We start from the raw sequence: 10,247 nt of genomic DNA on the forward strand, positions 1-10,247 counted from the left end.
TGAAAAATGGCAATCGTTAAGTGCAAGCCTACTTCTCCGGGCCGCCGCCACGTCGTCAAGATCGTCAACCAAGAGCTGTACAAGGGCAAGCCCTTCGCCGCTCTGCTGGACAGCAAAAGCAAGTCCGGTGGCCGTAACAACAACGGTCGTATCACCACTCGTCACATCGGTGGTGGTCACAAGCAACACTACCGTCTGATCGACTTCAAGCGCGACAAAGACGGCATTCCGGCCAAAGTTGAGCGTCTGGAATACGACCCCAACCGTACCGCAAACATCGCCCTGGTGCTGTATGCAGACGGTGAGCGTCGTTACATCCTGGCTCCGAAAGGCCTGAAAGCTGGTGATGCAATCGCCTCTGGTGCTGATGCTGCCATCAAGGTAGGTAACACCCTGCCGATGCGCAACATCCCGGTCGGTTCTACCGTTCACGCCGTTGAGATGAAGCCTGGTAAAGGTGCCCAGCTGGCTCGTTCCGCTGGTACTTTCATCCAGATCCTGGCTCGTGAAGGTAACTATGTAACTCTGCGTCTGCGTTCCGGCGAAGTACGTAAAGTTCTGGCCGAGTGCCGCGCTACCATCGGTGAAGTGGGTAACTCCGAGCACATGCTGCGTCAACTGGGTAAAGCCGGTGCTAACCGCTGGCGTGGTATTCGTCCGACCGTTCGCGGTATGGCGATGAACCCGGTTGATCACCCGCACGGTGGTGGTGAGGGTCGTAACAAGGGCATGCAGCCTGTGTCCCCATGGGGCCAGAAGGCTAAGGGCTTCAAGACCCGTAAGAACAAGCGTACCGACAAGTACATCGTACGTCGTCGTAACAAGTAATTGTTAACATAGAGGAATCACCATGCCACGTTCTCTCAAGAAGGGTCCATTTATCGACCTGCACTTGCTGAAGAAGGTAGAGAAAGCGGTGGAAAGCGGGGATAAAAAGCCGGTTAAGACCTGGTCCCGTCGTTCAATGATCATCCCGAACATGATCGGTTTGACCATCGCTGTCCATAATGGTCGTCAGCACGTTCCGGTTTTCGTTACCGAAGAAATGATCGGTCACAAACTGGGTGAATTCGCACCGACTCGTACTTATCGCGGCCATGCTGCTGATAAGAAGGCTAAGAAGCGCTAAGGGATAAATGATGGAAGCTATCGCTAAACACCGTTATGCCCGTACTTCTGCCCAGAAAGCTCGTCTGGTAGCCGATCAAGTACGTGGTCTGTCCGTAGACAAGGCTCTGAACATCCTGACCTTCAGCCCGAAAAAGGCTGCTGTTCTGGTGAAGAAAGTGCTGGAATCTGCCATTGCCAACGCTGAGCACAACGAAGGTGCCGATATCGACACCCTGCGTGTTGCCACCATCATGGTAGACGAAGGTCCCTCCATGAAGCGCATCCGCCCGCGTGCCAAAGGTCGCGCGGATCGTATCCTCAAGCGTACCGCTCACATCACTGTAGTGGTATCCGACGCTAAGGCTGGGAGATAAGCAATGGGTCAGAAAGTACATCCTAATGGCATTCGCCTGGGTATTACCAAGCCTTGGAATTCTACCTGGTTCGCGAACACCAAAGACTTCGCTGACAACCTGTACAGCGATTTCCAAGTACGCCAGTTCCTGACCAAGGAGCTGAAAAACGCTTCCTTGTCCAAGATCACTATCGAGCGTCCGGCCAAGAGCATTCGTGTGACCATTCACACCGCTCGTCCGGGTGTCGTGATCGGCAAGAAAGGCGAAGACGTTGAAAAACTGCGCAAAGCTGTAGCCGCGATCGCTGGCGTGCCTGCTCAGATCAACATTTCCGAAGTCCGCAAGCCGGAGCTGGATGGCAAACTGGTTGCCGACAGCATCACTTCCCAGCTGGAGCGTCGCGTAATGTTCCGTCGTGCTATGAAGCGCGCCGTACAGAACGCCATGCGCCTGGGTGCCAAGGGCATCAAAGTGGAAGTTTCCGGTCGTCTGGGCGGTGCTGAAATCGCGCGTACCGAATGGTACCGTGAAGGTCGTGTGCCCCTGCACACCCTGCGCGCCGACATCGACTACGCAACTTCTGAAGCCCACACCACTTACGGTGTGATCGGCGTTAAAGTTTGGATCTTCAAGGGCGAAGTTCTGGGCGGTCTGGCTGCAGTCAATGCTGCCGCTGCTCAAGAGCAAGCTCCTGCGAAGCCCAAGCGTGACAACAAGCGCCGCGCTGCCAAGTAAGGAGATTCGGTAAATGTTGCAACCTAAGCGTACTAAATTCCGCAAGACCCACAAGGGTCGTAACCGCGGTCTGGCCAATGCCGGTAACGAAGTATCCTTCGGTACCTTTGGCCTGAAGGCGACATCTCGTGGTCAACTGACTGCTCGTCAAATCGAAGCAGCCCGTCGTGCCATGACCCGTCACGTTAAGCGTCAAGGCAAGATCTGGATCCGTGTGTTCCCGGACAAGCCCATCACCGAAAAGCCCCTCGAAGTTCGTATGGGTAAAGGTAAGGGTAACGTGGAATACTGGGTTTGCCCGATCCAGCCTGGCAAGGTTCTGTACGAGATGGATGGTGTACCTGAGGCTCTGGCGCGTGAAGCGTTTGCCCTGGCCGCAGCTAAGCTGTCTGTTCAGACCACTTTCGTAATTAAGACGGTGATGTGATGAAAGCCCAAGATCTGCGTCAAAAGAGCGTCGAAGAACTGAACCAGGAGCTGCTGGGTCTGCTGCGTGAGCAATTCAACATGCGCATGCAAGCTTCCACCGGCCAGCTGGCTCAGACTCACACTCTGAAACAAGTGCGTCGTGACGTCGCACGTATCAAGACTGTACTGACTGAGAAGGCAGGTGCGTAATGACTGACAAGATCCGTACTCTGCAAGGTCGTGTAATTAGCGACAAGATGGACAAGTCCATCACCGTCGCTATCGAGCGCAAGGTAAAGCACCCGATCTACGGTAAGATCATCAAGCGTACTACCAAGCTGCACGTGCATGACGAGAACAACGAGTGCAAGGCTGGCGATCTCGTGGAAATCCGCGAGTGCCGCCCGCTGTCCAAGACCAAGTCCTGGACCCTGGTTGCTGTCGTAGAAAAGGCCTAATTCGGTACTTTTTAGCCCAAACGGCCCCCCATCGGGGCCGTTTGTTTTTTAGGCTACCTTTTCAAAAATAGCTGTGTTATAGTTTCGCGCCTTTTGAAGGCAGCCAGATCCCATCAGGGATAAGAAGTAAACAAAGCGGAGCACTAAGATGATCCAGATGCAAAGTATGCTGGGTGTTGCCGACAACTCCGGCGCTCGCAGTGTAATGTGTATTAAGGTTCTGGGTGGTTCGCACCGCCGTTATGCCGGCATCGGCGACATCATCAAGGTTTCCATCAAGGAAGCCATTCCTCGCGGTAAAGTGAAGAAAGGTGATGTGTATAACGCGGTGGTCGTACGCACCCGTAAAGGCGTTCGTCGTCCGGACGGCTCTGTCATCCGTTTCGACAACAATGCGGCTGTGTTGCTTAACAACAACCAACAGCCAATCGGTACTCGTATTTTTGGCCCGGTGACCCGTGAACTCCGTAACGAGAAGTTCATGAAGATTGTGTCCCTGGCACCCGAAGTACTGTAAGGAGTCGAACGATGGCAGCTAAAATCCGTCGCGAAGACGAAGTAATTGTTCTTACCGGCAAAGACAAGGGCAAGCGTGGCAAAGTCACTCAAGTCCTGATTGCAAAAGGTAAGGTAATCGTGGAAGGCATCAACCAGGTGAAGAAACACCAAAAGCCGGTACCCGCACTGGGTCAGGCTGGCGGCATCGTCACCAAAGAAGCCCCCATCGATGTATCTAACGTCGCGCTGTTCAACTCTGCCACTGGCAAGGCTGACCGCGTTGGTTTCCGGATTGAAGACGGCAAGAAAGTCCGTTTCTTCAAATCCACCGGCGAACTTGTGAAGTAATTGGAGTTTAACGATGGCGAAACTGCATGATTACTACAAATCCGATGTAGTAAATGAACTGTCCAAGCAGTTCGGTTACAAGACTATCATGCAAGTCCCTCGGATCGAGAAAATCACCCTGAACATGGGTGTTGGTGAAGCGATCTCTGACAAGAAGTTGCTGGAAAATGCTGCTGCCGATATGGCTGCCATTTCCGGTCAGAAACCGCTGATCACCAAAGCACGCAAATCTGTTGCGGGCTTCAAGATTCGTGAAGGCTACCCGATAGGTTGTAAAGTAACCCTGCGTGGCGAGCGTATGTGGGAGTTCCTGGAACGGCTGATTTGCATCTCCGTACCGCGTATCCGTGACTTCCGTGGTCTGAACGCCAAGGCGTTCGATGGCCGTGGTAACTACTCCATGGGCGTGCGTGAGCAAATCATCTTCCCGGAAATCGACTATGACAAGGTCGATCGCGTCCGTGGTCTGGATATCACCATCACCACTTCCGCGAATACCGACGAAGAAGGCCGTGCTCTGCTGGCTGCCTTTAACTTCCCATTCCGCAAGTAAGGTTAGGGTTATGGCTAAAACATCCATGAAAGCACGTGAAGCAAAGCGTGCGAAGCTGGCAGCCAAGTTCGCGACCAAGCGTACCGAGCTGAAAGCTATCATCGTTGATATGAACGCTTCTGAAGAAGCGCGTTGGGATGCTGTCTTGCAACTGCAACAGCTGCCCCGTGATTCCAGTCCGTCCCGCCAGCGTAACCGTTGCAACATCACTGGTCGTCCGCACGGTTTCCTGCGGAAGTTTGGCCTCTCTCGCATCAAGGTGCGTGAGCATGCCATGAAGGGCGAAATTCCGGGCCTCAAAAAGGCCTCTTGGTAAGAATCTCGGGAGTTAGACTATGAGCATGCAAGATCCGATCGCGGATATGCTGACCCGCATCCGTAACGGTCAGGCGGCGAGCAAAGTTGCGGTTTCCATGCCTTCTTCCAAGCTGAAAGTGGCTATCGCCAAAGTGCTGAAAGAAGAAGGTTACATCGCTGGCTACAACGTAGCTGGTGACGTGAAACCGGAACTGGAAATCGAACTGAAGTATTTCCAGGGCAAGCCGGTTGTAGAACTGATCCAACGCGTGAGCCGTCCCGGCCTGCGTATTTACAAGCGCACTACTGATCTGCCGAAAGTCATGGGCGGTCTCGGTGTTGCTATCGTGTCCACGTCTAAAGGTGTGATGACCGACCGTGCTGCCCGCAAGGCAAGCATGGGTGGTGAGATCATCTGCTACGTCGCTTAATAGGAGGTCGGAAATGTCTCGCGTTGCTAAGGCACCCGTCACTATTCCTGCTGGCGTAGAGGTGACTCTGAACGGCCAAGAACTGTCCATCAAAGGTGGCAAGGGTTCCCTGGTTCGTTCCATCCACGCCGGTGTAGAAGTGACCAAAGAAGACAATGTACTGAAGTTCGCCCCGCGCGACGGCATCGCTGGTGCTGACGCTCAGGCCGGTACTGCCCGTGCATTGGTCAACAACATGGTAGTCGGTGTTACCCAAGGCTTCGAGCGCAAGCTGCAGCTGGTTGGTGTAGGTTACAAAGCCTCCATCAAGGGCAATGCTGTTGCGCTGGCACTGGGCTTCTCTCACCCGGTAGAGCATGCGCTGCCGGCTGGTGTCACCGCTGAATGTCCGTCCGCCACCGAGATCGTTCTGCGTGGTGTGGACAAGCAGCTGGTTGGCCAAGTCGCCGCCGATATCCGTGCTTACCGCGCTCCGGAGCCCTACAAGGGCAAGGGTGTACGCTATGCCAACGAGCAAGTGCGTACTAAAGAAGCTAAGAAGAAGTAAGGTAACACTATGGACAAGAAAGCAGCTCGTCTCCGTCGTGCTACTCGTGCTCGGAAAAAGATGCAGGAACTGGGAGCTACCCGTCTGGTTGTTCACCGTACCCCGCGTCATATCTATGCGCAGGTTATTGCAGCCAACGGTTCCGAAGTTCTGGCCTCTGCTTCCACAGTAGAGAAAGCCATCAGTGAAGCTCTGAAATACACCGGTAACGCAGATGCTGCTACCGCTGTAGGTAAGGCTATCGCTGAGCGTGCTATTGCCAAAGGCGTTCAGAACGTATCTTTCGATCGTTCCGGTTTCAAGTATCACGGTCGTGTAGCCGCTCTGGCTGCCGCTGCTCGTGACGCTGGTCTTCAGTTCTAAGCTAGGAGTCGAAGATGGCTAAAGTCGAATCTCAAGCCGGCGAACTGCAAGAAAAGCTCATTGCAGTAAACCGTGTTTCGAAAACTGTTAAAGGTGGTCGTATCATGTCCTTCACCGCGTTGACCGTGGTGGGTGATGGTAACGGCCGTGTAGGTTACGGTTACGGTAAGGCCCGTGAAGTTCCGGCCGCCATTCAAAAGGCGATGGAACAGGCTAAGCGTAACCTGAACAAGGTTGAGCTGAACAACGGCACCCTGCACCACCCGGTGCGTGGCGTTCACTCTGGTTCCACCGTGTTCATGAAGCCGGCCTCCCAAGGTACTGGTATCATTGCAGGCGGCGCCATGCGTGCCGTACTGGAAGTTGCTGGTATCCACAACGTGCTGGCCAAGACCTACGGTTCCACCAACCCAATCAACGTTGTTCGCGCAACTGTCGACGCTCTGGTTCACGGTCAATCACCGGAACAGATCGCGGCCAAGCGTGGTCTGCGCGTTGAAGAAATTCTGGGGTAATGCGACATGGCTAACACTGTAAAAGTAACTCAAACTCGCAGCTCTATCGGCCGTCTGCCAAAGCACAAGGCGACTCTGCGTGGTCTGGGTCTGCGTCGCATTGGTCACACCGTTGAGCTGGAAGATACTCCCTGCGTACGCGGCATGATCAACCAGGTTTATTACATGGTTAAGGTGGAGGGCTAAGCATGCGTCTGAATACTCTGTCTCCGGCCGCTGGCTCCAAGCGCGTCAAGCACCGTCCGGGCCGTGGTATCGGTTCTGGTCTGGGCAAGACCGGTGGTCGTGGTGTTAAAGGTCAAACCTCTCGTTCCGGTGGCGGCAAGGTCCGCAACGGTTTCGAAGGCGGCCAGATGCCTTTGAAAATCCGTCTGCCGAAGTTCGGTTTCTTCTCTCGCAAATCTTTGGTTTCTGCCGAAGTGCGCCTGAACGAAATCGCCCTGGTAGAAGGTGATGTGGTCGACGTGAGCACTCTGAAGCAAGCCGGTGTTATTACCAAAAACATCGTGTTCGCTAAAGTTGTTCTGTCTGGCAACATTGACCGTGCTGTGACCGTTCGTGGTCTGTCCGTCACCAAGGGTGCACGTGCAGCCATCGAGGCCGCTGGCGGTAAAATCGAGGAATAATCAGTACAATGGCTAAGAAACCAGGATTGGATGTTAAAGCACAAGGTGGTCTGAGCGAACTGAAGAGCCGTCTGCTCTTCGTTCTCGGGGCAATTATCGTGTTCCGTGCAGGCTCTTATGTGCCGATCCCTGGTATTGACGCCGCCGTACTGGCCGAGTTGTTCCAACAACAGAAGGGCACCATCATTGAGATGTTCAACATGTTCAGTGGTGGTGCACTCTCGCGTGCTTCTATTCTTGCACTGGGGATCATGCCGTACATTTCGGCGTCGATCATTATCCAGTTGCTGACTGTGGTTCACCCTGCTCTTGCTGAACTCAAGAAAGAAGGTGAATCCGGCCGTCGCAAGATTAGCCAATATACCCGTTGGGGCACGCTGGTTTTGGGAACGTTCCAGGCCATTGGTATTGCAACAGGTCTGCCGAATATGATGCAAGGACTCGTGACTCATCCGGGTTTGGGCTTCTATTTCACAGCCGTTGTGAGTCTGGTCACCGGTACCATGTTCTTGATGTGGTTGGGTGAACAGATTACCGAGCGTGGGATTGGTAATGGTATCTCGTTGATTATCTTCACAGGTATCGTCGCCGGTCTGCCTCATGCCATTGGCGCTACGGCCGAACAGGCACGTCAAGGGGAATTGCACATCCTGCTGTTGTTGTTGCTGGGCTTGATTGTTTTCGCTGTGACTTACTTTGTGGTGTTCGTGGAGCGTGGTCAGCGTCGTATCGTCGTTAACTATGCCAAGCGTCAACAAGGCCGCCAGGTATTCGCTGCGCAAAGCACACACCTGCCGTTGAAAGTGAATATGGCCGGTGTGATTCCTGCGATTTTCGCATCCAGCATCATCCTCTTCCCGGGTACCATTACCTCCTGGTTTGGTCAGGGCGAGGGCAAGATCGCTGACATTCTGCAACAGGTCTCTATGGTCCTGCAGCCGGGTCAGCCCTTGTACGAGATGCTCTATGCAGCAGCCATTATCTTCTTCTGCTTCTTCTATACCGCGCTGGTGTTCAACCCCCGCGAGACAGCAGATAACCTGAAGAAGAGTGGAGCCTTTATCCCGGGGATCCGCCCGGGCGAGCAGACAGCACGTTACATCGATAAGGTTATGACTCGCCTGACATTGGCAGGTGCGCTCTATATTACCTTTATCTGTCTGGTACCCCAGTTCCTGATGACTGCCTGGAACGTACAGTTCTACTTCGGTGGCACCTCGCTGCTGATTATCGTGGTAGTTATCATGGACTTCATGGCTCAGGTTCAAACCCATATGATGTCTCATCAATATGGCGACGTCCTGAGGAAGGCCAACCTGAAGGGCTACGGCCGCTAAAGGTCGGCGTAGTTACGGAGTTAAGCAATGAAAGTTCGTGCTTCCGTTAAGGCAATCTGCCGTAACTGCAAAATCATCAAGCGTCACGGTGTGGTGCGTGTGATTTGCAGCGAGCCAAAGCATAAACAGCGCCAAGGCTAATTTTTTACGGTTAGTACTTGCAACAAATAGTTGTGCTGGCTAATATAGCCAGCCAACTTTTGTTGTGTATTGGTTGACCGCCACGTATCCGCTCACGGGCTTTGTGGTGGTCGTTATCTACTATATGTAGGAGTGAATAGTGGCCCGTATCGCTGGCATTAACATTCCTGACCATAAACATGCAGTCATTGCGTTGACTGCTATTTATGGCGTCGGTCGTACCCGCTCCAAGGCCATCTGTGCCGCAGCCGGTATCGCTGAGAATGTGAAAATTAAAGACCTGGACGAAGCTCAGATCGAGAGTCTGCGTGAACAAGTAGGTAAATTCACCGTTGAAGGTGACCTGCGTCGTCAGATTTCCATGAACATCAAGCGATTGATGGATCTGGGTTGCTACCGTGGTTTGCGTCACCGTCGTAGCCTGCCTGTTCGTGGTCAACGTACCAAGACCAACGCTCGTACCCGTAAGGGTCCGCGCAAGGCTATCAAGAAGTAACGGGAAGGTAGAAAATGGCTAAAACTCCGACTCGTGCTCGCAAGCGCGTTAAAAAGCAAGTGAGCGACGGTATTGCGCACGTTCATGCATCTTTCAACAACACAATCGTGACCATTACTGACCGTCAGGGCAATGCTCTGTCTTGGGCTACCTCTGGTGGTTCCGGTTTCCGTGGTTCCCGTAAGTCCACTCCGTTTGCTGCCCAGGTAGCTGCTGAGCGTGCTGGTGAGATCGCCAAAGAATACGGCGTGAAGAACCTGGAAGTCATGGTCAAAGGTCCGGGTCCCGGTCGTGAGTCTTCCATCCGCGCTCTGAACGCGGCTGGTTTCCGCATCACTAACATTACTGATGTGACTCCGATCCCGCACAACGGTTGTCGTCCTCCCAAGAAGCGCCGCGTGTAACGCTGTAGCTACTTGGTCTAGGATTGTTGGAGAAAGAAGATGGCAAGATATATCGGTCCTAAGCTTAAGCTTAGCCGTCGTGAGGGCACCGACCTCTTCCTGAAGTCTGGTGTTCGTGCGATTGATTCTAAGTGCAAGATTGACACCGTTCCTGGTCAACACGGTGCGCGTAAAGCGCGTCTGTCCGACTACGGTGTGCAACTGCGCGAGAAACAAAAAGTACGTCGTATCTACGGCGTATTGGAAAAACAGTTCCGCAACTACTACCGCGACGCTGCCCGTCAAAAGGGTAACACCGGTGAAAACCTGTTGCAGCTGCTGGAAGGTCGTCTGGACAACGTCGTCTACCGCATGGGCTTCGGCGCCACTCGTGCTGAATCTCGTCAGCTGGTGAGCCACAAAGCCATCATGGTAAACGGCCGCGTTGTGAATGTTCCTTCTTTCCAGGTATCCCCTGAGGACGTGATCTGCGTTCGCGAGAAGGCTAAGAAGCAAGCGCGTATCAAAGCTTCCCTGGAAGTTGCTGGTCAGCGCGAGAAGCCGACTTGGGTAGAGGTTGACGCTGCTAAGATGGAAGGTGCCTTCAAGCGCCTGCCGGAGCGTTCCGACCTGTCTGCCGACATT

22 protein-coding genes (1 of these 22 only partly in view) are annotated in these 10,247 nt (G+C 53.6%); all 22 read left to right on the top strand.

The genetic code is table 11. The features are described from left to right. The first annotated feature begins 6 nt into the window (after positions 1-6). Positions 7-828, top strand: a complete 822-nt coding sequence (rplB, locus tag I6L32_RS08510; protein WP_010672560.1) for a 50S ribosomal protein L2 — start codon at positions 7-9, stop codon at positions 826-828. A 22-nt stretch (positions 829-850) separates the two neighbouring features. Further along, positions 851-1,129 carry a 30S ribosomal protein S19 gene (rpsS, locus tag I6L32_RS08515; protein WP_005307960.1) on the top strand — a complete coding sequence of 93 codons (279 nt, stop codon included), beginning with the start codon at positions 851-853 and terminating at the stop codon, positions 1,127-1,129. Positions 1,130-1,139: 10 nt separating this feature from the next. Then, positions 1,140-1,484 carry a 50S ribosomal protein L22 gene (gene rplV, locus I6L32_RS08520; protein ID WP_010672561.1) on the top strand — a complete coding sequence of 115 codons (345 nt, stop codon included), beginning with the start codon at positions 1,140-1,142 and terminating at the stop codon, positions 1,482-1,484. Positions 1,485-1,487: 3 nt separating this feature from the next. Next, positions 1,488-2,201 (top strand): 30S ribosomal protein S3, encoded by a 714-nt coding sequence (gene rpsC / locus I6L32_RS08525; RefSeq protein ID WP_005331168.1) that lies wholly within the window; start codon positions 1,488-1,490, stop codon positions 2,199-2,201. Positions 2,202-2,214: 13 nt separating this feature from the next. Next, positions 2,215-2,628: a 50S ribosomal protein L16 gene (rplP, locus tag I6L32_RS08530; RefSeq protein ID WP_010672562.1), complete on the top strand. Its 414-nt coding sequence runs from the start codon at positions 2,215-2,217 to the stop codon at positions 2,626-2,628. Continuing rightward, positions 2,628-2,819, top strand: a complete 192-nt coding sequence (gene rpmC / locus I6L32_RS08535; RefSeq protein WP_005307965.1) for a 50S ribosomal protein L29 — start codon at positions 2,628-2,630, stop codon at positions 2,817-2,819. The genes rplP and rpmC overlap by 1 nt, the downstream gene beginning before the upstream one ends. Then, on the top strand, positions 2,819-3,067 hold the full coding sequence (gene rpsQ / locus I6L32_RS08540) for a 30S ribosomal protein S17 (RefSeq protein WP_005307966.1): 249 nt from the start codon (positions 2,819-2,821) through the stop codon (positions 3,065-3,067). Before rpmC ends, rpsQ begins: the two co-directional genes overlap by 1 nt. Before the next feature lie 148 nt (positions 3,068-3,215). Then, complete coding sequence (gene rplN, locus I6L32_RS08545; RefSeq protein ID WP_005307975.1) at positions 3,216-3,584, top strand: 50S ribosomal protein L14; 369 nt, start codon at positions 3,216-3,218, stop codon at positions 3,582-3,584. An 11-nt stretch (positions 3,585-3,595) separates the two neighbouring features. Continuing rightward, positions 3,596-3,913, top strand: coding sequence for a 50S ribosomal protein L24 (gene rplX, locus I6L32_RS08550; protein WP_005307977.1), 318 nt, complete (start codon positions 3,596-3,598; stop codon positions 3,911-3,913). Between the two features lie 13 nt (positions 3,914-3,926). Continuing rightward, positions 3,927-4,466, top strand: coding sequence for a 50S ribosomal protein L5 (gene rplE, locus I6L32_RS08555; RefSeq protein WP_005331162.1), 540 nt, complete (start codon positions 3,927-3,929; stop codon positions 4,464-4,466). Between the two features lie 10 nt (positions 4,467-4,476). Continuing rightward, on the top strand, positions 4,477-4,782 hold the full coding sequence (gene rpsN / locus I6L32_RS08560; protein WP_005331161.1) for a 30S ribosomal protein S14: 306 nt from the start codon (positions 4,477-4,479) through the stop codon (positions 4,780-4,782). A gap of 19 nt (positions 4,783-4,801) precedes the next feature. Next, the gene (rpsH, locus tag I6L32_RS08565; protein ID WP_010672564.1) at positions 4,802-5,194 is read left to right on the top strand and encodes a 30S ribosomal protein S8; all 393 of its coding nucleotides are present in this window, start codon (positions 4,802-4,804) and stop codon (positions 5,192-5,194) included. 13 nt (positions 5,195-5,207) lie between these two features. Further along, complete coding sequence (gene rplF, locus I6L32_RS08570; RefSeq protein WP_010672565.1) at positions 5,208-5,741, top strand: 50S ribosomal protein L6; 534 nt, start codon at positions 5,208-5,210, stop codon at positions 5,739-5,741. Between the two features lie 9 nt (positions 5,742-5,750). After that, a complete protein-coding gene (rplR, locus tag I6L32_RS08575; protein WP_010672566.1) occupies positions 5,751-6,104 on the top strand; it encodes a 50S ribosomal protein L18 in 354 nt (117 codons plus the stop codon). Between the two features lie 14 nt (positions 6,105-6,118). After that, the gene (gene rpsE, locus I6L32_RS08580; protein ID WP_005340605.1) at positions 6,119-6,619 is read left to right on the top strand and encodes a 30S ribosomal protein S5; all 501 of its coding nucleotides are present in this window, start codon (positions 6,119-6,121) and stop codon (positions 6,617-6,619) included. A 6-nt stretch (positions 6,620-6,625) separates the two neighbouring features. After that, entirely contained in the window at positions 6,626-6,805 is a 180-nt protein-coding gene (gene rpmD / locus I6L32_RS08585) for a 50S ribosomal protein L30 (RefSeq protein WP_005307985.1), read from the top strand. 2 nt (positions 6,806-6,807) lie between these two features. Continuing rightward, positions 6,808-7,245 carry a 50S ribosomal protein L15 gene (rplO, locus tag I6L32_RS08590; protein WP_005307987.1) on the top strand — a complete coding sequence of 146 codons (438 nt, stop codon included), beginning with the start codon at positions 6,808-6,810 and terminating at the stop codon, positions 7,243-7,245. Between the two features lie 8 nt (positions 7,246-7,253). Then, a complete protein-coding gene (secY, locus tag I6L32_RS08595) occupies positions 7,254-8,582 on the top strand; it encodes a preprotein translocase subunit SecY (protein ID WP_010672567.1) in 1,329 nt (442 codons plus the stop codon). 27 nt (positions 8,583-8,609) lie between these two features. Further along, positions 8,610-8,723: a 50S ribosomal protein L36 gene (rpmJ, locus tag I6L32_RS08600; protein ID WP_005319705.1), complete on the top strand. Its 114-nt coding sequence runs from the start codon at positions 8,610-8,612 to the stop codon at positions 8,721-8,723. A 139-nt stretch (positions 8,724-8,862) separates the two neighbouring features. After that, positions 8,863-9,219 (top strand): 30S ribosomal protein S13, encoded by a 357-nt coding sequence (rpsM, locus tag I6L32_RS08605; protein ID WP_005307991.1) that lies wholly within the window; start codon positions 8,863-8,865, stop codon positions 9,217-9,219. 14 nt (positions 9,220-9,233) lie between these two features. Further along, complete coding sequence (gene rpsK, locus I6L32_RS08610) at positions 9,234-9,623, top strand: 30S ribosomal protein S11 (RefSeq protein ID WP_005319702.1); 390 nt, start codon at positions 9,234-9,236, stop codon at positions 9,621-9,623. A 39-nt stretch (positions 9,624-9,662) separates the two neighbouring features. Continuing rightward, a protein-coding gene (gene rpsD, locus I6L32_RS08615) for a 30S ribosomal protein S4 (RefSeq protein ID WP_010672568.1) crosses the window boundary here: on the top strand, positions 9,663-10,247 show its 5' portion. 36 nt of this gene lie beyond the right edge of the window; the window shows 585 of its 621 coding nt (coding positions 1-585); it begins with the start codon at positions 9,663-9,665; its stop codon lies beyond the right edge, outside the window.

Origin of the sequence: Aeromonas sp. FDAARGOS 1402 (assembly GCF_019046925.1) — a bacterium.
Taxonomy (GTDB): Bacteria; Pseudomonadota; Gammaproteobacteria; order Enterobacterales; family Aeromonadaceae; genus Aeromonas; species Aeromonas caviae.